Annotated in this window: 19 protein-coding genes and 1 pseudogene; 10 read left to right on the top strand and 10 right to left on the bottom strand. The window is 69.8% G+C overall.

What is annotated here, in order from left to right:
• Window positions 1-11: 11 nt before the first annotated feature.
• The 3 genes from VS93_RS17970 to VS93_RS17960 form a co-directional block, all read right to left on the bottom strand.
• Window positions 12-827: an LOG family protein gene (locus VS93_RS17970; RefSeq protein WP_046471066.1), complete on the bottom strand. Its 816-nt coding sequence runs from the start codon at window positions 825-827 to the stop codon at window positions 12-14.
• A 73-nt stretch (window positions 828-900) separates the two neighbouring features.
• Window positions 901-1,971: a succinyl-diaminopimelate desuccinylase gene (dapE, locus tag VS93_RS17965; RefSeq protein WP_046471065.1), complete on the bottom strand. Its 1,071-nt coding sequence runs from the start codon at window positions 1,969-1,971 to the stop codon at window positions 901-903.
• Between the two features lie 75 nt (window positions 1,972-2,046).
• Entirely contained in the window at window positions 2,047-2,883 is an 837-nt protein-coding gene (locus tag VS93_RS17960; RefSeq protein ID WP_046471064.1) for a 2,3,4,5-tetrahydropyridine-2,6-dicarboxylate N-succinyltransferase, read from the bottom strand.
• Window positions 2,884-3,130: 247 nt separating this feature from the next.
• Here VS93_RS17960 and VS93_RS17955 point away from each other — a divergent pair, with 247 nt between their 5' ends.
• Window positions 3,131-3,985, top strand: a complete 855-nt coding sequence (locus tag VS93_RS17955) for a hypothetical protein (protein WP_046471063.1) — start codon at window positions 3,131-3,133, stop codon at window positions 3,983-3,985.
• Window positions 3,986-4,024: 39 nt separating this feature from the next.
• Here VS93_RS17955 and dapC read toward each other — a convergent pair whose 3' ends face one another.
• A complete protein-coding gene (gene dapC / locus VS93_RS17950) occupies window positions 4,025-5,149 on the bottom strand; it encodes a succinyldiaminopimelate transaminase (RefSeq protein WP_394298831.1) in 1,125 nt (374 codons plus the stop codon).
• A gap of 114 nt (window positions 5,150-5,263) precedes the next feature.
• Window positions 5,264-5,587, bottom strand: coding sequence for a ferredoxin (gene fdxA / locus VS93_RS17945; protein WP_046471062.1), 324 nt, complete (start codon window positions 5,585-5,587; stop codon window positions 5,264-5,266).
• A 485-nt stretch (window positions 5,588-6,072) separates the two neighbouring features.
• Here fdxA and VS93_RS17940 point away from each other — a divergent pair.
• The 3 genes and pseudogenes from VS93_RS17940 to VS93_RS31855 all read left to right on the top strand — a co-directional run bounded on the left by VS93_RS17940 (window position 6,073) and on the right by VS93_RS31855 (window position 8,501).
• Window positions 6,073-7,403, top strand: a pseudogene (locus VS93_RS17940) (hypothetical protein).
• 118 nt (window positions 7,404-7,521) lie between these two features.
• A complete protein-coding gene (locus tag VS93_RS31860) occupies window positions 7,522-8,046 on the top strand; it encodes a zinc metalloprotease (protein ID WP_052745831.1) in 525 nt (174 codons plus the stop codon).
• A complete protein-coding gene (locus VS93_RS31855; RefSeq protein WP_052745830.1) occupies window positions 8,043-8,501 on the top strand; it encodes a zinc metalloprotease in 459 nt (152 codons plus the stop codon). The genes VS93_RS31860 and VS93_RS31855 overlap by 4 nt, the downstream gene beginning before the upstream one ends.
• Window positions 8,502-8,544: 43 nt before the next feature.
• Here the strand turns inward: VS93_RS31855 and VS93_RS17930 are convergent, their stop codons facing one another.
• On the bottom strand, window positions 8,545-9,000 hold the full coding sequence (locus tag VS93_RS17930) for a DUF6113 family protein (protein WP_046471061.1): 456 nt from the start codon (window positions 8,998-9,000) through the stop codon (window positions 8,545-8,547).
• 80 nt (window positions 9,001-9,080) lie between these two features.
• Window positions 9,081-9,932 carry an N-acetyl-1-D-myo-inositol-2-amino-2-deoxy-alpha-D-glucopyranoside deacetylase gene (mshB, locus tag VS93_RS17925; protein WP_046471078.1) on the bottom strand — a complete coding sequence of 284 codons (852 nt, stop codon included), beginning with the start codon at window positions 9,930-9,932 and terminating at the stop codon, window positions 9,081-9,083.
• 105 nt (window positions 9,933-10,037) lie between these two features.
• Between mshB and VS93_RS17920 the strand changes: the two genes are divergently transcribed.
• The 5 genes from VS93_RS17920 (at window position 10,038) to VS93_RS17900 (ending at window position 15,787) form a co-directional block, all read left to right on the top strand.
• Complete coding sequence (locus VS93_RS17920) at window positions 10,038-12,227, top strand: S9 family peptidase (RefSeq protein ID WP_046471060.1); 2,190 nt, start codon at window positions 10,038-10,040, stop codon at window positions 12,225-12,227.
• 695 nt (window positions 12,228-12,922) lie between these two features.
• Entirely contained in the window at window positions 12,923-14,080 is a 1,158-nt protein-coding gene (locus VS93_RS17915) for a S1 family peptidase (RefSeq protein ID WP_046471059.1), read from the top strand.
• 184 nt (window positions 14,081-14,264) lie between these two features.
• Window positions 14,265-14,648, top strand: a complete 384-nt coding sequence (locus VS93_RS17910; protein WP_046471058.1) for a DUF3054 domain-containing protein — start codon at window positions 14,265-14,267, stop codon at window positions 14,646-14,648.
• Window positions 14,649-14,720: 72 nt separating this feature from the next.
• Window positions 14,721-15,095: a hypothetical protein gene (locus VS93_RS17905; protein WP_046471057.1), complete on the top strand. Its 375-nt coding sequence runs from the start codon at window positions 14,721-14,723 to the stop codon at window positions 15,093-15,095.
• Window positions 15,096-15,124: 29 nt separating this feature from the next.
• Window positions 15,125-15,787: a TrmH family RNA methyltransferase gene (locus tag VS93_RS17900; RefSeq protein ID WP_046471056.1), complete on the top strand. Its 663-nt coding sequence runs from the start codon at window positions 15,125-15,127 to the stop codon at window positions 15,785-15,787.
• Window positions 15,788-15,866: 79 nt separating this feature from the next.
• On the opposite strand, the gene VS93_RS17895 is transcribed toward VS93_RS17900, so the two are convergent.
• Genes VS93_RS17895 through VS93_RS17885 form a run of 3 tightly spaced genes read right to left on the bottom strand, consistent with a single transcriptional unit; the run spans window position 15,867 to window position 19,264 of the window.
• Window positions 15,867-16,616, bottom strand: a complete 750-nt coding sequence (locus tag VS93_RS17895) for a succinate dehydrogenase/fumarate reductase iron-sulfur subunit (protein WP_046471055.1) — start codon at window positions 16,614-16,616, stop codon at window positions 15,867-15,869.
• The gene (locus VS93_RS17890) at window positions 16,613-18,553 is read right to left on the bottom strand and encodes a fumarate reductase/succinate dehydrogenase flavoprotein subunit (protein ID WP_046471054.1); all 1,941 of its coding nucleotides are present in this window, start codon (window positions 18,551-18,553) and stop codon (window positions 16,613-16,615) included. The genes VS93_RS17895 and VS93_RS17890 overlap by 4 nt, the downstream gene beginning before the upstream one ends.
• Window positions 18,554-19,264: a succinate dehydrogenase cytochrome b subunit gene (locus VS93_RS17885; RefSeq protein WP_082126981.1), complete on the bottom strand. Its 711-nt coding sequence runs from the start codon at window positions 19,262-19,264 to the stop codon at window positions 18,554-18,556.
• 79 nt (window positions 19,265-19,343) lie between these two features.
• Between VS93_RS17885 and VS93_RS17880 the strand changes: the two genes are divergently transcribed.
• Window positions 19,344-20,285, top strand: coding sequence for a LysR family transcriptional regulator (locus VS93_RS17880; protein WP_046471053.1), 942 nt, complete (start codon window positions 19,344-19,346; stop codon window positions 20,283-20,285).
• Window positions 20,286-20,523: the final 238 nt, after the last annotated feature.

Here is a 20,523-nt window from a genome sequence, read left to right as displayed (position 1 = left end):
CTCGTCCCGGGTCAGCTCTCCGAGGTGTACTCCGCGGCCTCGACGTCGGCGGCGGTCGCCTGCACCTGATCGAACTCGAACTCCCGCCGGGCCAGGTCGACGTGCGCCTTGCGGATGATATCGACGACCTCGTCGGGATCGTCGATGAGGTGCATCAGGTCCGGGTCGTGCGGGGAGATGACCCCCTCGTACAGCAGGGTCGTCCGGATCCAGTCGCGCAGGCCGCCCCAGAACTCCGAGCCGACCAGGACGACCGGGAACCGGGTCACCTTACCCGTCTGCACCAGCGTGATCGCCTCGAACAGCTCGTCCATGGTGCCGAAACCGCCCGGCAGCACCACGAACGCCTGCGAGTACTTCACGAACATGGTCTTGCGCACGAAGAAGTACCGGAACGTGACACCCATGTCGATGTAGTCGTTGAGGGCCTGCTCGAAGGGGAGCTCGATGCCGAGGCCGATCGAGGTGCCCCCGGCCTGCTGCGCGCCTCTGTTGGCGGCCTCCATCATCCCGGGACCGCCCCCGGTGATGACCGTGTAGCCGGCTTCGGCGAGCTTGGCCCCGATCGTCCGGCCGAGGGAGTACTGCGGATTGTCCGGTGCGACCCGCGCCGACCCGAACACGCTCACAGCCTGGTCGACCTCCGAGAGCAGGCCGAATCCTTCCACGAACTCCGACTGGATCCGCAGTACCCGCCACGGATCGGTGTGCACCCAGTCCGTGGGACCGCGACGGTCGAGGAGGCGCTGGTCGGTCGTGGTCTCCGGGATGGCCTCGCCCCGGTAGGTGAGGGGGCCGGCCCGCCGAACATTGCGAGATTCCGTCATGGGAACAAGGTATCCGCCCCGGGTACATGAGTGTTGAATCCCAGGTCACCGGCGCGCGTCTGGGAACCGTCGGTCAGTGGGCGGCGTTCACGGACAGCCAGTGGACCATTTTCCGCTCGGCCTCGACGACGAGGTCGAGTTCGACGTACTCGTCGCGTGTGTGGGCCAGGGTGGGATCGCCCGGCCCGTAGTTCACGGCCGGCACCCCGAGTTCCGACATGCGGGCGACATCGGTCCAGCCCAGCTTGGCGCGGACCGCACCGGCGCCCACGGTGCGCACGAACGCCGCCGCCGCCGGATGGTCCAGGCCGGGGCGGGCCGGAGGGGCGACATCGGTGACCCGCACCTCGAAACCGTCGAACTGCTTGCGCAGGTACGCCTCCGCCTCCTCCGGGGTCAGGTCGGGGGCGAAGCGGTAGTTGACGCTCACGGTGCACTCGTCGGGGATGACGTTGCCCGCCACCCCGCCGGAGACGAACACGGCGTTGAGCCCCTCGCGGAAACTCAGCCCCTCGACCTCGGGGCGCCGCGGCGAGTACTCGCGCAGCACGTCGAGGATGCGGCCCGCGTCGTGGATGGCGTTGCGCCCCATCCAGGAACGGGCGCTGTGGGCGCGTTCGCCGCGCGCCGTCACCTCGACCCGCATGGTCCCCTGGCAGCCGCCCTCGATCACGCCCCCGGTGGGCTCCATGAGCACCGCGAAGTCGCCGCCGAGCCATTCGAGATGATTGCGCGCCAGCCTGCGCAGGCCGTTGCGCTCGGCGTCGATCTCCTCGCAGTCGTAGAACACGTAGGTGACGTCGTGCACCGGCGCGGTCACGGTCGCGGCGAGTTTGAGCTGGACCGCCACCCCGCTCTTCATGTCGGAGGTCCCGCAGCCGTAGAGCCGGCCGCCGTCCCGGTGCGACGGCACGTTGTCGACGATCGGCACGGTGTCGATGTGGCCCGCGATCACCACCCGCTGATCCCGGCCCAGATCGGTCCGGGCCACGATCGCGTCGCCGTCGCGCCGCACGTCGAGGTGGGCCAGGCCGCTCAGCTCCTGCTCGATCGCGTCGGCGAGGGCGCGCTCCCCGCCGCTGACCGATTCGATGTCGACGAGTTGGGCGGTGAGGGTGCGGACGTCCGCGGTGAGATCCAGCATGCGGGTTACGTACTTTCCGTGATCGCGGGTCGTGGGCCCCGGCACCCGGTGGGCACCGGGGCGCCGTGCACGGCCTCAGGCATTGACGCCGTGCTCGCGCAGCATCTCGTTGAGGGCCAGCTTGTCGTGCTCCTGCCCCTCCTCCAGGCGCTTGAGCACGAGCAGGCACGGCAGGCCGAAGTCGCCGCCCGGGAAGCTCTTCACCCGGGTCGCGGTCACGCACACCGACCAGGCCGGAGCCTCGCCGCTCGGGAGTTCGTCGCCGCTCTCGGCGTCGAAGACCCGGGTGGAGGAGGTCAGGATGGTCCCGGCGCCGAGCTTGGCACCGCGGCGCACCCGGGCGCCCTCGACGACCATGGAGCGCGAGCCGAGGAACGCCTCGTCCTCGATGACGACCGGTGAGGCCTGCGGCGGTTCGAGCACGCCGCCGACGCCGACACCGCCGGACAGGTGGACGCTCTCCCCGACCTGGGCGCAGGACCCCACCGTGGCCCAGGTGTCGACCATGGTGCCGGAGCCGACCCAGGCCCCGAAGTTGGTGAACGAAGGCATCAGCACGACGCCGGGAGCCAGGTAGGCGCCCCATCGGGCGATGGCGCCCGGCACGACGCGGACGCCGTCCAGGCGGGTCTTCAGCGGAATGCGGTCGTGGTGGTGGAAGCCCCCGACCTGGGACTCCTCCATGTTGAGCACTCGGAAGCTGAGCAGGATCGAGCGCTTCGCCCGCTCATCGACGATGACCTCGTCCGTCTGCGGGTCGACGAAGGCGACCCGGGCCTTCCCGGCGTCGAGTTCGTCGACCGCGCCCACGATGGTCTCGCGGGCCTCTGTGTGGTCGGGGGTCAGCTCGGAGCGGCGCTCCCACAGCTCATCGATCTCGGCAGGGAGCGGACTGGTGAACGAGGTGGTCATGGATGCCGAGCCTACTGGGTCCGGCCGGGGAAGTTCGAACCGCGCGCCCAGCTCGGCACGGCGCCCGCGCGTTCGGGGACTCGCGCTTCCGGCCCGCGCTGGACGGCACGCCCTACCATTCGAGTACGTGCACCCCTGAACCGGGGGCGACGGGCCCCTACCCCCTCGGCCCCTGGTTTCCGTCCGTATCAGCCGAGGTCAAGCGCTGGATCATCAGCGCGCGGCCTCATGAACCCATGGTCTGACTGTGCCTCGAAAGCTGCGAAGGGTATCCGCCTTCTTCAAGATCCTGACCGTGCTGACTGTTGTCTGCGGCCTACTCGTCGTGGGCGGGTACTTCGTTGTGAGCTCGTTCGAACCGATCGAGGTGCCCGAGGAGCCCCAGGAGGAGTGCCGGGTCGACATCGACGCGGACCGCCGGACACTGGACCCGGAGCAGGCCGCCAACGCCGCCACGATCAACGGTGTGGCGTTCAGCCGGGACCTCCCCGAGCAATCGGTCGTGATCGCCTACGCGACGGTGTGGCAGGAGTCCAAGTTCTTCAACATCGACTACGGGGACCGCGACTCCCTGGGACTGTTCCAGCAGCGCCCATCGCAGGAGTGGGGCGAACCCGACGAGCTGATGGACCCCGTCTACACCAGTGACGCGTTCTACGAGAAACTGGAGGAGATCCCCGGCTACGAGGACAAGCCGGTCTACGAGGCGGCTCAGGAGGTGCAGCGCAGCGCCGACGGATTCGCCTACGACCAGCACGAGGACGTCTCCCAGCTCATGGCCGAGGCCTTCGGCGGCACCCAGGAGAACGCGGTGAGCTGCCGGTTCGAGGAGGATGTGGGCGAACGTGAGCCCGATATCGCCGCGGCCGAGGAGGAGATGCGGCGTGTCTTCGGTGTGGACCCGGCGGCTCTTCCGGTGTCCGAGGAGCCGCAGACCGGCGATCTGGGGTGGGCCATGGCGCAGTGGGCGATGACCCACGCCCCGGAATACGGGCTGAACTCGGTGACCTACGGCGACCAGCGCTGGAGCGCCTCTCAGGAGCAGGAAGGCTGGTCCTCGGTGGACGACCCGGCCCCAGAGGGGCGGATCGCGCTGGGCTAGGGCGTACGCACCGCGTGCGGGCGCCGCCGGCGGAGTGCGCTATCCCACCTCTTCCAGCCGCTTGACCGCCGCGGCGACCCGCTCGTCGGTGGCCGTGAAGGCCACCCGCACATGCCGGGCTCCCGTGGGCCCGTAGAAGTCTCCGGGGGCCACCAGGATGCCCAGCGCGGCCAGCGCGGCCACGGACTCCCAAGCGTCGCAGCCGGGGTGCTCGGCCCATAGGTACAGGCCGGCCTCGGAGTGCGTGATGGTCCAGCCGGCCTGTTCCAGACCGGTGCGCAGCCGCTCCCTGCGCGTGGCGTAGCGCTCCTTCTGCTCGGCCGCGTGGACGTCATCGTCCAACGCCGCGCGCATGGCCGCCTGGACCGGCGCGGGCATGATCATCCCGGCGTGCTTGCGCACCTGGAGCAACTCCTGGATCAGGCCTGGATCGCCGGTAACGGAGGCGGCGCGGTACCCGGCCAGGTTGGAGCGCTTGGACAGCGAGTGCAGGGCGAGCAGCCCCTCGTGGGAGCCGCCGCAGACATCGGGGTGCAGGATCGAGATCGGGCGTACGCCGTCCCACCCGAGGTCGAGATAGCACTCGTCGGAGGCGACGATGGTGCCGCGCTCCCTGGCCCAGGCCACGATCTTGCGGAGGTGCTCGGCGGGAAGCACCCGGCCCGTCGGGTTGGCCGGGGAGTTGGTCCACACCAGCGGCACCCGTGCGGGGCCCAGCGCGGTCAGCCCGTCGGAGGCCACGGGGACGGCCCCGGCGAGCCTGACGCCGATGTCGTACGTGGGGTAGGCGAGCTCCGGGTACACGACGGTGTCGCCCTCGCCCAGGCCGAGCAGTGTGGGCAGCCAGGCCACCAGTTCCTTCGAGCCGGCCGTGGGCAGGGTCGCCGCCGGATCCGCCGCCACGTCATGGCGGCGGCCCAACCACCCGGCGATCGCTTCGCGCAGCGCCGGCGTGCCGTAGGTCGCGGGGTAGCCCGGAGAGTCCGCGGCGTTGCTCAGGGCCGCACGCAGCCGTTCGGGAACCGGGTCGACCGGAGTCCCCACGGACAGGTCGACGATCCCGTCCGGGTGCGCGGAGGCCTTCTGCTTGTACGGCGTCAGCCGGTCCCACGGGAATTCCGGCAGCCGGTCCACAGCGCCGCTTCGCCCCATCATCGTGCCCATGCTCCCGTATGCCCCCGCCGCATCGCCTCAAGAACGCCGCGTCCCCGCTGCGGGGATACGACATGCCTTCCGGCGGCCGCGCGTTCGCGCACGGCCGCCGTTCGCCGTTCTTCGCTACTCGTCGCCCTGGGGTGGGAGTTCGGCCACCACCGGGTGATCCTTGTCGATCTGACCCACCTTGGAGGCGCCCCCCGGAGACCCGATGTCGTCGAAGAACTCGACGTTCGCCTTGTAGTAGCTCGACCACTGGTCCGGCAGGTCATCCTCGTAGTAGATGGCCTCCACAGGGCACACCGGCTCACAGGCACCGCAGTCGACGCACTCGTCCGGGTGGATGTAGAGCATGCGCTTGCCCTCGTAGATGCAGTCGACGGGGCACTCTTCAATGCACGCCTTGTCGAGCACATCGACGCAGGGCTGCGCGATGACGTAGGTCACGTCGTACTCTCCTCTTCGGTCTTCGCCACGGGGACCGCTGTAGGTGTATTCGCTGTCACATAGCCTGGGCGATGCCGGGCCCGACATGCGGGTACGCCGGGCATCCGACACACGACTCGCTCTTTCCAGTATTGCGCTGTCCGGGCGATCATGTGCAATTGGGGGTTGATCCAGTGGGCTACGTATCACGATTCGCCACGGAGGTAACACCCGAAGACGTTGGGCGGCGTGTCACTCTGCGCGTCCAGCTGCCTGATCGCCGCTTCCGGGATATCGTCGGTGTGCTGGAGTCTTGGCATGATGGCATGATCCGCGTACGGCGACGCGATGGCGGTGTGACAGACCTCACGGCCGCTGATGTGGTCGGGAGCAGGATCGTGCCTCAGCGACCACCGCGCCGCCGAGCCGAGGACCGAGCTGCCGGCGGAGAGCCGACAGAAAGCTGAGCCGGGGACGGCCCGAAGGGGAGGTGACAAAGCCACGCCATGCAAGAGGCCATCGCATCCGCCCTCGCTCAGTTGGCGCGCCTCGACGTCAAGGCTGCTCAGGTAGCCGAGAACGCCCTTTCCACCCTCACCGCGGGACAGAACCTCGAATCGCTCTCCCAGCACGCCGTTCAGGAGTTCTGCTGGTACGTGCTCCCCGTCCGGTTCACCGCGGCCTCCGGCGACCGGAGCTTCGCCTCCCGCTCTCTCGGGCAGTTGTTCACCCTTCTCCACCTCGACCGCTACGCGGAGATCTGCACCTCGGAGAGCACGGAGCAGATCCTGCACGCCTACGCCACCAACCACGAGACCGGGCTGGCCGCCTACCGGCGTGCCATGCGCGCCTCCGGCGTCGAGCCGCCCGACCTGCCCGAACTCACCTGGGGCACCGCTCTCGGCAGCGCGAGATCGACGCCTACCATGCCACGTCGGCGGCGCTGGAGCTGGCCATCACGCTGGAGGAGGTCCGCCCCGGGACCCGCGGCTGGCGCACGGCCCAGGCGCAGCACGCCCGCGCCTTCCTCACCCAGCCCGACCACCAGGGCCGCAGCTACCTCGACCGGGTCCGCGAAGAACGGGTCCGCGGCTGGCTGGGCTCCCCGTCGCATCCGCACCGCCACCAGATGTGGCCGCTGCTCGGCCAGATCATCGCGGGCGCAGAGCCGCCGCCCAACGCTGACGAGGTCCTGGGGCCGGTGCGGCGGCTGCTCGGCTACGCCGACGAAGGCATCGGCCTGACCCAGATCGGCTACATCTCGCCCACCATGGTGCGGGAGCTGTGCACGGAGTTCGACTGGGCCAGCTCCCCCTCGCCGGCGCGCAGCGAGACCGACGTCATGCAGCTCATCGCGTTGCACAAACTGCTGCGCACCATGCGGGCGGTCCGCCGTTCGGGCCGGCGGCTGGTGCTGACGCGGCGCGGCCGGCAACTGCACGGCGACACCGAGGCGCTCTGGCGCGCGGTGGCCGAGAGCGTCCTGGACACCGACGGCTTCGAGCAGGCCGCCACCGAGACCCTGCTCGGGCTGCTGCTCGTGAGCTCGCCCCGCCCTACGGGGAACCACGCCCGAACCGACACCATCGACATCACCAGCGACGCCCGGCGGATCCTGGCCGAGGCCGGCTGGGGCGGCGAGGGCACCGACTGCGGCCCCGACACCCAGCAACTGCAGTCGATACTGATCAACGCCACCTGGCTGCTGGAGACACTGGGCTTCATCAACCACGACCGGCCGAACGACGGCGGTCCGCAGCGCCTCACCAAAGCGGGCCGCGCCTTCGCGCTCACCGCGACGCACCTCTCCGCCACGGCGCCGCAGACGTCCCTCTGAGACCGGGCCCGACCCCGTTCCCGCCCGCCGGCCGGGCCCAATAGCCTGGAAGTCGGAGACGGGGCGCCGGACGCTCTCCGGCTCCGCGACGATTCCCTCGAACATCGGCAGGAGCAGTATGTCCACGCCTGAGTCGGCGGAGGCGGACGCGAACGCCACCACCACCGGGAACGGCACACCCGACCCCGCGGGGCCGGAGCGGCCGGCGGCCGACGGCGGCCCCGCGGACGCCTCCGCCGCCCCGGAGGACACGGACGGGGAGATCCCCGGCGACGCCGGCGGGGCCGATTCCTCCGACGATGCCGCGAATGCACCGGAGTCGAGGGCGGACCTGCTGCCCAGCCCGATCTTCCTACTGCTCCTCGGTGTCACCGGGCTCGCCGGGTGGCTCTCCTGGACCCGGGCCGAGCTGGACTGGGGCGGCGACGAGGGCACCGTCTACCTGCCATTCGTGTTCATCCTGGCCGGCTGGATCGCCTCGATCGCGCTGCACGAGTTCGCGCACGCGCTCTTCGCCTACCGCTTCGGCGACCGCGCCCTGCGCGGGTCCGGTTACCTCCGGCTCAACCCGTTCCGGTTCCGCGAACTCTTCGCCGGTCTCCTCCTACCGGTGTCGTTCCCCATCCTGGGGGAATCGGAATGACCGGGCCGGCGACCTACCTGGACCCCGCGGCGGTGTCCGGCAGGGGCAGGCGCACCCTGACCGCGCTGGCCGGACCGGCGGCCAACCTGCTGCTCGCGGTCCTCCTCGCCGCCGCCATCAGCACGCTGATGGGGCCCGATGCGGTCACCGACAACTGGGTGCTGGGCGGCCTGATGTACCTGTGCTACCTGAACCTCGCCGCCGCGCTGATCAACCTGCTGCCGGTCCCGGGGCTCGACGGCTTCGGCGCGCTCGCGCCCTACCTCCCGGAGCGCATCGCCCGCCACGCCCACTCCTCCGGCCTGTTCGGCGTGATCGCGGTCTTCGCGGTGCTCTGGTTCCCGCCGGTGAACCTGGCCTTCATCAACCTGATGTTCGGCGCCTTCAGCCTGGTCGGGCTCTCCCAGGTCGACATCGGCTACGGACTGGTGCTGTTCCGGTTCTGGGGGTTCTAGGAGCTGACCGGGCCGGTTCGGCCCGTCCCCCCGGAGAGGGAGGTCACGGTCGGGGCCCGGAGAGCACCGTCGCGCCGGCCACCACAGCGATGCCGCCGAGCAGGAAGGCGTAGCTGACCACGGTCGCCAGCATCACCACGTCACCGGATGGTGCGAATCCGGTGAGGAGGAGTCCGGCCCCGACCCAGCCCGCAGCGGGCAGACCGGCGCCGAGCCTGGATCCCATCGCCCAGCCCGCTGCCCGGCATCCGGTGTAGAGCAGCCCGAGGAAGACCACGAGCGCCCCGCCGGCGAGGGCCATGCCGAGCGCCCCGCTCCCCCACAGCCATGAGAGCCAGGACGCCGCCAGGCCGCAGACGAGCCCCGCGGCGAAGCCGAGGACCAGCAGCACCGTGTATCCGGCCACCGTGACAGCGGCGGCCGCCGCTCCGCGCGGCCCCTGACCGCCCTGCGCGGATGCTCCCTGCGACGCGGACTCGGGCGAAAACGATACGGACACGAACGAACTCCTTCTCCCAACCGGGGCCTTCCCCCAGCCTCCCCGACTTCCGCTGCGCCGGCCACTTCCCGCGGCCGGTGTCAGGCGAACAGATCGGTCTCGAACCCGTCGGGGCCGGGGCGCAGGGAGGGGCCGCGCAGCAGGGTGAAGTACTCCACGGCATCGATCTCCTGGGCGATGCCGTTGGAGAGGGCGAAACGGTCCCCTTCGACGGTGATCTGGCTGGCGTGCGCGCGCATGGCCAGCACCTTGGCCGGCCATTGGGAGGAGGCGTCGATGCGTGTGGTGACGATCCGGTCCGGGGCCCCGGGCGCGATGTCCCGGATCGACTCCGGTGCCGTGAACGGTCCCGGGGAATCCCGCAACCGCTCGACCGAGGCTTCGAGCACCGACCTGGGCTGAGCGATCGCGTAGAGCTTGCGGGTGTGCCAGGAGGAGCCCGGCAGGGCGCGCTCGGCGGCCTTGCCGAAGGCCCGGACGGCGACACGGTGCGCCTGGACGTGATCGGGGTGGCCATAGCCTCCGTTGTCGTCATAGCTGACCATGACGTGCGGCCTGACCTCGCGGACGATCATGGCGAGCCGGTACGCCGCCTCTTCGACATCGGCGCGCCAGAAGCAACGGGGATCGTCGTTGGAGGGCGCCCCCATCATCCCCGAATCGCGGTAGTGTCCGGGCCCGCCCAGGAACCGGTGATCGCGCACGCCCAGCGCCAGACAGGCCTTGCTCAGCTCACCGATGCGGTACTTGCCCAGACCGTCGCCCGACAGATGGACCAGCTCGGGCGGGATGACCTCGCCCTCTTCGCCGAGCGTGCAGGTGACCAGGGTGACCCGGACCCCCTCAGCCACGTACTTGGCCATGGTCGCCCCGGTTACGATGCTCTCGTCATCGGGATGCGCATGCACCAGCAGTAACCGCCGATCCGCCATGCCGGTGACGATACCCGGATCCCTGCCCGAGTTCTCCCTCTTTTGACCGCACGTCACGAAAACCACGTTCCGCTGTCCCGCGGCAGGATGCGCCACAATCGACACATGAGCTTTCCTCGGCAGCAGGCCCGGACACAGCGGTTCATGCTCGGCGTTCCCCAAGCCTTCCACATCTCCCCGGACGGGCGGCGGGTGACCTTCCTGCGCGGCAGGGACGGCACCGACACCGCCGCCTGCCTGTGGATGCTGGACCTGGAGAGCGGCGGCGAGCGGATCGTCGCGGATCCGCGCGAGATCGGGGCGGACGACCGGAACCTCCCCGCGGAGGAGAGGGCCCGCCGTGAACGGCTGCGCGAGACCGGCGGAGGAATCGTCTCCTACACGGTCGACGAATCGTTCACCCGCGCGGCGTTCACCCTGTCCGGGCGGCTGTACTACGCCGACCTCGCCGGCGACGGCGGCCCGCCCCGCGAGCTGCCCGCTGCGAGCCCGGTCGTCGACCCGGTGATCTCCCCACTCGGCGACTCCATCGGCTACGTCAGCAACGGCGCGATCCGCACCATCGACATCAGCAGCGGCCGCGACGGCGTCCTGGTCCCCGCCGAGCCCGAGGGGTCGGATGTCACATGGGGGCTGGCCGAGTTCATCGCCGCCGAGGAGATGAGCCGCTACCGGGGCATGTGGTGGGCGCCGGACGGCTCCGCGCTGCTGGCGGCCCGGGTGGACAACAGCGCCGTGCTTCGCTGGAACATCGGGGACCCCGGCAATCCGGAGGCACCGCCGCAGACCATGGCCTACCCCGCCGCCGGTACCGCCAACGCCGACGTGCGCCTCGCGGTGTTCCCGGTCGAACGCGGAGGCGCCGGGCCGGTCGACCCCCTCTGGATCGAGTGGGACCGCGGGGCCCTGCCGTACCTGGTCCGCGCCGGGTGGGCGGCGACCGGCCCGGAGAAGAGCCCGACCGTGGTGTTCAGCGCGCAGAGTCGCGACCAGCGCGTTCTGAGACTGTTCAGCGCCGACCCCGCCACCGGGCGCGGCACCGAGGTGCACGTGGACACCGACGACGTATGGGTGGAGATCATGTCCGGTGTCCCCGCCTTCACCGGCAGCGGGCGGCTGGTGTGGATCGGCCCGGAGTCGGCCGCCGGGGCGGGCGGGGAGCGCGAGCGCCGCCTCTATGTGGACGGCCGCGCGGTCGGGCCGCGCGACCTCTACATCCGCTCCGTCGTCGACATCGACGGCGAGCGCGTCCTCTACTCCGCCTCCCCCTCCGGAAAACCCGGTGTGATCTCCCTGTGGCTGCTGGACCTGAGGGAGGGTTCCGCCGGACCCGTGGAGTTCCCAGGGGCGCCCGGCGACGGCGTGCACGCCGGGCGGCTGCGCGGCGGCACCCTGGTCCTGCAACGGCGGGATCTGGAGTCGGACGGGGTGCGGACGGCCGTGATCCGCGGCGCGGGCGCGCGGACCCCGGAGGTCGCCATCGAGGTGGCGAGCCTGGCCGAGAAACCGGAGATCGCCGAGCCGGACGTGCGCATGTGGGCAGCGGGCCACCGCGGCATCCCGGCGGCGCTGCTCCTGCCCTCCTGGTACGAGTCGGGATCAGCACCCCTTCCGGTGCTCGTCGACCCCTACGGCGGCCCGCACGCCCAGCGCGTGCTCCACGCCCGACCCGCCTACCTGACCTCGCAATGGTTCGCCGAGCAGGGGTTCGCGGTGCTGATCGCCGACGGCCGGGGAACGCCGGGAGTCGGCCTGCGGTGGGAGCAGGCGGTCCACCGCGATCTGGCGACACCGGTCCTCGAAGACCAGGTCAGCGCACTGCACGATGCGGCCGAGCGCTTCGACTGCCTGGATCTGACGCGTGTGGCGGTCCGCGGATGGTCGTTCGGCGGCTATCTGGCGGCCCTGGCCGTGCTGCGGCGGCCCGATGTCTTCCACGCCGCGGTCGCGGGAGCGCCGGTGACCGACTGGCGGCTCTACGACACCCACTACACCGAGCGCTACCTGGGGGCACCGGACGAGGACGGCGCCTATGAACGCAGCTCGCTCCTGGCGGACGCGCCGAAACTGAGCCGTCCCCTGATGCTCATCCACGGTCTGGCCGACGACAACGTCGTCTTCGCGCATTCCCAGCGGCTGTCCACAGCCCTGCTCTCGGCGGGCCGTCCGCATGTGGTGCTCCCGTTGTCCGGGATCACGCACATGCCATCGGAGGAGACGACCGCGGAGAATCTGCTGCTCCTGCAGGTGGACTTCCTCCTCGACGCACTCGGACGGACCCCGGCCGAACGCTGAGGTCCCACCGTCCCGGGCACGAGACGGGCGGGGCGTACGCCGCCGGCGGGGAGGGGGCCGCGCCGGCGGCGCGCGAGCACGGCTTCGCCCTCTCCCGGGGAACCGGACGAAGAAGGCGTATCGCGGCGAACGGCGCGAAAGTTTTCTCGGATTCAGCACGGACCCGGCATCGACAGCGGGGCTCGTTTCCACCGGGAGCGCTCGACATGGCGACACCGGCGCATCGCGCGTCTGAGCGACATGTCTAATCGAAAACTCCAGAGAACCGGACATGCGGCCACAAAGTGCCCGCATTTTCGTATGATCCCACAAGAGGTGTGGTACCGGATCATTTGACCGGATCCGGACACTTTGCTCCCCTTGAAGAATCCGCGGCACACCTGGCCGGAAACGCGCACCGCGCGGCCGACTTCCTGATCCACTTCGGATTTCGTCCGGCGGCGGCTCTCCCGCATGCCCGGCCCTACCCGCTCCGGGCCCGCCAATTTCGACATGTGCTGATATCTCACCCTCAGAGACGGTCTGTTCTCAAACAGGGAACATGACCTATGGTTTCGGATCGTTTACCGAAATCGGTAGGCATCGGCCGCGGATCCGGTCCCATAAGGCCCGCCTGCGGTCAGGGAGCCGCGTTGAGTCCCCGCTCGTTAACGCGGATCCCGCCCTTGTTACATCCCCGAAGAAAGGGCAGGAAATTGCGAAAATCCTCCATAACCCGAGCACTGGGCGGCGGCGCCCTGGCGCTGGGTCTGGTCGCCGCGGGAACCGTGGCCGCGGCGGCCGAAGACCAGGAGCCGGTCGCCGACCAGGGCAGCGGGCAGGACCAGGCGCAGGACCTGCTGGCCGCGATGGAACGCGACCTGGGGCTGACTACCGCCGAGGCCGAGCAGCGGATGGCTGACGAGGCCGAGGCCCGCTCGATCGACAATGAGCTCCGTACCGAGCTCGGCGAGGCCTGGGGCGGCAGCTACTTCGACGGCGACAGCGGCGAGCTCACCGTCGCGGTGACCGACGAGTCCGCCACCGACGAGGTCGCCGCCGCAGGGGCGAACCCCGAGATCGTCACCTACGGCACCGACGAGCTCGAGGCCATCGTCGACGAGTTCAACGCACAGGGTTCCCAGCTCGGCAACGGCATCACCGGCTGGTACGCCGACAGCAGCGCCGACGCCGTGGTCGTCGAGGTGACGAGCGGCAACGAGGACGCGGTCGACGACCTCGTCTCCGAGACCGGTGTCGAGGCCGGCGCCGTCCAGGCCGCCGAGACCGACGAAGCGCCGGAGCTCTACGCCGACATCGTCGGTGGCGACCCCTACATGATCGGCGGGACCGGGCGCTGCTCCATCGGCTTCGCCGTCGAGGGCGGCTTCGCCACCGCCGGGCACTGCGGTGATGTCGGTACCGAGGTCTCCAGCGAGGACGGCAGCGGCACGGGCACGGTCGGCGGTTCGGAGTTCCCGGGCACCGACATGGGCTTCGTCGAGGCCGATGACAACTGGACGCCGACCTCGACCGTGAACGACTACGAAGGCGGCACCCTTGAGGTGGCCGGCAGCGAGCAGGCGCCCGAAGGCGCGTCCATCTGCCGCTCCGGCTCCACCACCGGCTTCCACTGCGGCGAGATCGAGGCACACGACCAGACGGTCGAGTACCCCCAAGGCCAGGTCCAGGGCCTGACGCAGACCAACGTCTGCGCCGAGCCCGGCGACTCCGGCGGCTCCTGGCTCGCCGACGACCAGGCCCAGGGGGTCACCTCCGGCGGCTCGGGCAACTGCACGATCGGTGGGACCACGTTCTACCAGCCGATCGAGCCGATCCTGGACGAGTTCAACCTCACGCTCGTAACCAGCTGACCCTCCTCGTATACTCCACGTAGCAATCCCCGGCATCCCTTCGAGGGTGCCGGGGATCTCGCGCTGCACAGCGGTCACGCGAGGCCGGCTGGCACGCCTCTGTCCATCCCTCCCCGTGCCAGCCGGCGCACCTGTCGGGCCGGGCCGCCGCGCCCAGGCCCGAACGGCCCCCTAATCTGGCACCATGCGTTCGATCCCGGTTTCCGCGGCCGCCGCGCTGGACCTCCTCTGCGTTCTCATCTTCGTTGTCGCCGGCCGGGCCGAGCACGAGAGGGGGAACCCGCTCGCGGGCATCGCGGAGACGGCTTGGCCGTTCCTGGCCGCCCTGGTCGCCGGCTGGCTGATCACCCTGGCCTGGCGCGCTCCCGCCCGGATCCTGCCGACCGGGCTCCTCATATGGGCCGTCACGGTCGTCGGCGGGATGCTGCTGCGCGTGCTCGGCGGCGGCAGCACGCAGCTCTCCTTCTTCGTCGTCACCGCCCTCTTCCTCGGCGCCACGCTCATCGGCTGGCGGGCGGTCGCCCAGCTGGCGCGCCCGCGCGGGACGGAGAGCCGCGTCTCCCCCTGAACGCTCTGGCGCCGCCGACCGCCCTGAGGCAGGATGAGGTCCGCCCCTCGCCCTCCGTCCCCGGGAGTCCGCATGATCGACGACGTAACGATCGCCATCGCCACCGCCGTCGCCGGCAAGGTCGGCGAATCGCTCACCAAGGGCGCCGGGGAGGCGCTGAAGAAGCTGCGCAAAGCGGTCTTCGAACGGTTCCGCGACCATCCCGAGGCGCAGAAGGCGCTCGCCGAAGCCCAGATCGACGCGGAGGACACCGTCGTGGTCAGAGAGCTCGCCGGGCATCTCGACACCGCGCGGACCGAGGACCCGGAGATCCGGCGGCTCATCGAGCGGCTGCGCCCCGAGTTCGACGCCGGCCGGGACAACGTCCACAACACGATCAGCGGCGACGTCCACGGAACCGCCATCCAAGCCAGAGACATCAGCGGCGGCCTGAACCTCGGCGGCTGACTCCCGCAGGGTCAACTAGGCTTGACGTCGTGAACGACCAGGTCGCCGAATCCGAGAGCGTATCCGGCCCCCCGTATGAGCAGCCCGCGGTCGGTGTGGGGCCGTGGCCGGGCCCATGGCCCGAAGGCGAGCACTACGATCCGGAGCTTCTGGCCCGCGGCGACCGGCGCAATGTCGTCGACCGGTACCGGTACTGGCGGCACGAGGCGATCGTCGCCGACCTCGACACGCGCCGGTATCCGTTCCACGTGGCCATCGAGAACTGGGAGCACGACTTCAACATCGGATCGGTCGTCCGCACCGCCAACGCGTTCGGCACGGGATCGGTGCACATCGTGGGACGCCGCCGTTGGAACCGGCGCGGGGCCATGGTGACCGACCGCTACCAGCACGTGCACCACCACCCCGACACCGCCTCGCTCATCGGCTGGGCCGGCGAGCGCGAGCTGCCGGTCATCGGCGTCGACAACCTGCCGGGCGCGGAGCCGCTGGAGACCTACCCGCTCCCCCGCGCCTGCGTCATGGTTTTCGGCCAGGAGGGGCCCGGGTTGTCCCCGGAGGTCCGCAAGGTGTGCCGGGCGGTGCTCTCCATCGCCCAGTTCGGCTCCACCCGTTCGATCAACGCCGGGGCGGCGGCCGCCGTCGCCATGCACGCCTGGGTTCGCGCCCACGTGTTCGGCCAGCGGCCCTGACGCCCCGGAAGAACAGCGGGGTCGTCCCGCACGGGACGACCCCGCCACCGGACTGCACCCCCTTATGCGGGCGAACGTCTCACTCGGAGGACGCCGACGTCAGCGACCCCAGCAGGTCGCGGTTCAACTGGGAGATCGTGTCGAGCGGGATTCCCTTCGGGCAGACCGCGGCGCACTCGCCGATGTTGGTGCAGCCCCCGAACTCCTCCTCGTCGTGCTGGTTCACCATCTTGACCACTCGGGCCTCCCGCTCGGGCTGGCCCTGCGGGAGCATGCCCAGATGGGTCACCTTGGCGGCGGTGAACAGCATGCCCGAGGCGTTCGGGCAGGCGGCGACGCAGGCGCCGCAGCCGATGCAGGTGGCCGCGTCGAACGCGCGGTCCGCGTCGCTCTTGGGCACCGGCATGGCGTGGGCATCGGGTGCGGTACCGGTAGGGGCGCTGATGTAGCCGCCCGCCTGGATGATCCGGTCGAACGCGCCGCGGTCCACGACCAGGTCCTTGACCACGGGGAACGCCGTGGCACGCCACGGTTCGACGGTGATGACGTCGCCGTCGCTGAAGCTGCGCATGTGCAGCTGGCAGGTGGTGGTGGTCTCCGGGCCGTGCGCGACGCCGTCGATCACGACACCGCACGCTCCGCAGATGCCCTCCCGGCAGTCGTGGTCGAAGGCCACCGGCTCCTCGCCCTGCAGGGTGAGCTTCTCGTTGAGAACGTCGAGCATCTCCAGGAAGGACATGTCAGGCGACACGTCCTCGATCTCGTAGGTGACCATCCGGCCCTCGACGTCACGGCTCTTCTGGCGCCAAACGCGCAGGGTGATGTTCACTTGTAGCTCCGCTGCTTCATCTCGACGTACTCGTACTCCAGGTCTTCCTTGCGCAGCACCGGCTGCTCGCCGGTCCCGGCGAACTCCCATGCGGCGACGTAGGCGAACTCGTCGTCGTCGCGCAGCGCCTCGCCGTCCTCGGTCTGGCTCTCCGCTCGGAAGTGCCCGCCGCACGACTCGCGGCGGTGCAGCGCGTCGATGCACATGAGCTCGGCCAGCTCGAAGAAGTCGGCGACCCGCCCGGCCTTCTCCAGTGCCTGGTTGAGCTCGTCGTTCGAACCGAGGACCCTGACGTTCTGCCAGAACTCGCCGCGCAGTTCGCGAATGCGGTCGATGGCCTTGCGCAGGCCCTCCTCGGTGCGCTCCATTCCGCAGTAGTCCCACATGATCTGGCCGAGCTCCTTGTGGAAGGAGTCCACGGTGCGGGTGCCGTTGATGGAGAGCAGCCTGTCGATGCGCGCCCGGACCGTCTCGGACGCCTCCCTGGCCTCCGGGGTGTTCTCGTCGAGCTTCTCGAACGGGCCGTCGGCCAGGTAGTCGTTGACGGTGTTGGGCAGCACGAAGTAGCCGTCGGCCAGGCCCTGCATCAGCGCGCTGGCGCCCAGCCGGTTGGCGCCGTGGTCGGAGAAGTTGGCCTCGCCGGTCACGAACAGCCCCGGAAGGGTGCTCTGCAGGTCGTAGTCCACCCACAGTCCGCCCATGGTGTAGTGCACGGCCGGGTAGATGCGCATCGGAACCTCGTAGGGGTTCTCGCCGGTGATGCGCTGGTACATGTCGAACAGGTTGCCGTACCTCGCCTCGACGGCCGGGCGGCCCATCCGCTTGATGGCGTCGGCGAAGTCCAGGTACACGCCCAGGCCGCCGGGGCCGACCCCGCGCCCCTCGTCGCAGACGTTCTTCGCCGCGCGGGAGGCGATGTCGCGCGGCACCAGGTTGCCGAACGCCGGGTAGCGGCGTTCCAGGTAGTAGTCGCGCTCCTCCTCCGGGATGTCCCGCGGATCACGCGGGTCGCCGCCCTTCTTGGGCACCCAGATCCGACCGTCGTTCCGCAGCGACTCGCTCATCAGCGTGAGCTTGGACTGGTATTCGCCGCTGACGGGGATGCACGTGGGGTGGATCTGCGTGTAGCAGGGGTTGGCGAAGAGCGCGCCCTTGCGGTGCGCCCGCCACGCCGCCGTGACGTTGCAGCCCATGGCGTTCGTGGAGAGGTAGAAGACGTTGCCGTAGCCACCGGTCGCGAGCACCACCGCGTCGGCGAAGTGCGTCTCGATCTCACCGGTGACCATGTCGCGGGCGATGATGCCCCGGGCCCGGCCGCCGGCGACGATGACCTCCAGCATCTCGTGCCGGGTGTTCATCTCCACGGTGCCGGCCGCGACCTGGCGCTCCAGGGCCTGGTAGGCGCCGATCAGCAACTGCTGCCCCGTCTGGCCGCGCGCGTAGAAGGTGCGGGAGACCTGCACGCCGCCGAAGGACCGGTTGTCGAGCAGCCCGCCGTACTCGCGCGCGAAGGGCACGCCCTGCGCCACGCACTGGTCGATGATCTCGACACTGACCTGGGCCAGCCGGTGCACGTTGGACTCGCGCGAGCGGAAGTCGCCGCCCTTGACCGTGTCGTAGAACAGCCGGTAGATGCTGTCGCCGTCGTTGCGGTAGTTCTTGGCGGCGTTGATACCGCCCTGGGCGGCGATGCTGTGCGCCCGCCGCGGGCTGTCCTGGTAGCAGAAGGAGGTGACCTGGTAGCCGGCCTCGCCAAGGGTGGCGGCGGCGGATGCGCCCGCCAGGCCGGTGCCGACGATGATGACCGACAGCTTGCGCCGGTTCGCCGGGTTGACCAGCTTCGCGGAGAAGCGGCGCTTGTCCCACCGCTCCTGGATCGGCCCTTCGGGGGCCTTTTCGTCGCGGATCGGGTCGCCTTCGATGTAAAGCTCGGTCATTTAGCTCACCAGCCCGAAGAGAATGGAGAACGGCGGCACGAGGAAGCCGACCGTGATGGCGGCGGCGACCACGGTCGCGATAAGGCGAAGCGCCCGTTCCCGGCCTGCTTTGTTGACGCCGAGCGTCGCCAGGGCGCTGAAGATCCCGTGCCACAGGTGGTAGCCGACCGCGAGCAGCGCGATCAGGTAGCTGAGAACGACCCACCAGATCTGGAAGCCGTTCACCAGCCGCTCGTACGGGCTGTCGGAGGCCCCGCCCGGCGCGATGTGGTTCGTGGTGAGGTGCAGGATGTGGTAGATCACGAAGAGCGCGACGATGACGCCGCCCCAGCGCATCGTCTGTGCCGCGTAGCGGCGCGAAGGGCTCTGCGCGCTTTTCCGCACTACGTAGCGCTGCGCGGCCGGCCGGGCGTGCTTCGCGCGCGCCCACAGCGCGAAGGCCGCGTAGGCATGGATCAGCAGGCTCGCCAGCAGGACCACGCGGATGATCCAGAGCGCGCCGCCGTGCGGGAGCATCGGCTCACCGATCTCGCGGATGTGATGCGAGTAGTCGTCGAAGGCCTCTTGACCGCCGAAGACCATCAAGTTGCCGTACATGTGCGCGATCAGGAAGAGCACCAGGATCCCACCGGTGACCGCCATCGCGGACTTGAGGGCCACCGAGGACTGGAGCGCCGCTGAGCGCTGCTTGGTCAAGGTACTGTTCGCCACAACTTGTGACTCTAAGACCGAGTTAACTAAGCGTCTAAGTCATCGGTACGCTCGTCTCGATAGCCATAAGCTATGGAGCATGCAGTTCCAACAGCTCGCATACTTTCTCACAGTGGCCGAAACACGCCATTTCACCCGCGCAGCAGAGGTTTCACGCGTCGCCCAGCCGAGCCTGAGCAAGCAGATCCGCAACCTTGAGGAGGACCTCGGGGCTCCGCTGTTCAGCCGAGCTCGGGGAAATATCACACTCACACCCGCCGGCGAGGTCCTGCTTCCGCTGGCCCAGCGCATCATCACCGACATGCAGACCGCCCGGCGCGAGATCGAGGAGCTGGCCGGGATGCGGCGTGGCCGGGTGCGGCTGGGGGCGACGCCGTCGCTGTGCGGCGGGCTGCTGGCCGACGCCCTGGCCGGGTTCCACGGCAGCTTTCCCGGGGTCGAGCTGCAGATCGACGAGGGCGGTTCGCGCGACCTGATCCGCGCGCTGAGCAAGGGCGAGCTCGACCTCGCGCTGATCATCCTGCCGCTGCACAGCAGTGATCCCGTGTTCGTGACCACGCCGCTCCTGCGGGAGAGCCTTGTCGTGGTCAGCTCCGCGAACCTGCCTCCGCCTTCCGAACACGTTTCCATGCGCATCACCGAACTCCGCGACCGGTCCTTGGTGATGTTCCGGGCCGGCTACGACCTGCGCGAGGCCACCCTGCAGGCCTGCCGGGCCGCCGGGTTCGAGCCCCGACTGGCGGTGGAGGGCGGCGAGATGGACGCCGTCCTGCGCTTCGTCGAGGCCGGACTCGGTATCGCTGTCGTCCCGAGCATGGTGCTGAAGAACCGGCCCGGTCTGCGCGGTACCCCCCTGATCCTGCCCCGCCTGCTGCGCACCGTCGCCCTGGCGCATCGCAAGGATGTCGAACCCTCGCACGCGGCCAAGGCCTTCCGTCGCCACCTGATGAACCACATCTCCGGGCTCACCCGCGACGAGCTCGGCGCGGACCTTGAGGTAATCGCCGCACCCGAGGACTGACCCTGCCCGCAGTAGCCCGGCTGACCGGCGAAGACGGGAGTGGGGTACGGATCACAGCCCCATCGGTGCGCGAACGGGACCTTGGTGGGGGCGCAGACGGTAGATTCCGACATTGGCGGTCGGCTTTCACCTCACCAAAAACCTCATACTTCACTTTCCACGCATATACCCCAAAAACCCACAAACAACGCTAAAACCCAATAGAAGACAAAATCCATATTTTTCGTGAAACCACTCT

It is taken from the genome of Allosalinactinospora lopnorensis (assembly GCF_000981225.1).
Taxonomy (GTDB): Bacteria; Actinomycetota; Actinomycetes; order Streptosporangiales; family Streptosporangiaceae; genus Allosalinactinospora; species Allosalinactinospora lopnorensis.
This window is presented reverse-complemented; position numbering and strand designations above follow the sequence as displayed.

What these genes read in the sequence shown, in the direction of transcription:
- VS93_RS17970 (WP_046471066.1), bottom strand. Translation starts at nt 827, where the DNA reads ATGACGGAATCTCGCAATGTTCGGCGGGCCGGCCCCCTCACCTACCGG.
- dapE (WP_046471065.1), bottom strand. Translation starts at nt 1,971, where the DNA reads ATGCTGGATCTCACCGCGGACGTCCGCACCCTCACCGCCCAACTCGTC.
- VS93_RS17960 (WP_046471064.1), bottom strand. Translation starts at nt 2,883, where the DNA reads ATGACCACCTCGTTCACCAGTCCGCTCCCTGCCGAGATCGATGAGCTG.
- dapC (WP_394298831.1), bottom strand. Translation starts at nt 5,149, where the DNA reads ATGGGCACGATGATGGGGCGAAGCGGCGCTGTGGACCGGCTGCCGGAA.
- VS93_RS31860 (WP_052745831.1), top strand. Translation starts at nt 7,522, where the DNA reads ATGTCCACGCCTGAGTCGGCGGAGGCGGACGCGAACGCCACCACCACC.
- VS93_RS31855 (WP_052745830.1), top strand. Translation starts at nt 8,043, where the DNA reads ATGACCGGGCCGGCGACCTACCTGGACCCCGCGGCGGTGTCCGGCAGG.
- mshB (WP_046471078.1), bottom strand. Translation starts at nt 9,932, where the DNA reads ATGGCGGATCGGCGGTTACTGCTGGTGCATGCGCATCCCGATGACGAG.
- VS93_RS17920 (WP_046471060.1), top strand. Translation starts at nt 10,038, where the DNA reads ATGAGCTTTCCTCGGCAGCAGGCCCGGACACAGCGGTTCATGCTCGGC.
- VS93_RS17910 (WP_046471058.1), top strand. Translation starts at nt 14,265, where the DNA reads ATGCGTTCGATCCCGGTTTCCGCGGCCGCCGCGCTGGACCTCCTCTGC.
- VS93_RS17905 (WP_046471057.1), top strand. Translation starts at nt 14,721, where the DNA reads ATGATCGACGACGTAACGATCGCCATCGCCACCGCCGTCGCCGGCAAG.
- VS93_RS17890 (WP_046471054.1), bottom strand. Translation starts at nt 18,553, where the DNA reads ATGACCGAGCTTTACATCGAAGGCGACCCGATCCGCGACGAAAAGGCC.
- VS93_RS17880 (WP_046471053.1), top strand. Translation starts at nt 19,344, where the DNA reads ATGCAGTTCCAACAGCTCGCATACTTTCTCACAGTGGCCGAAACACGC.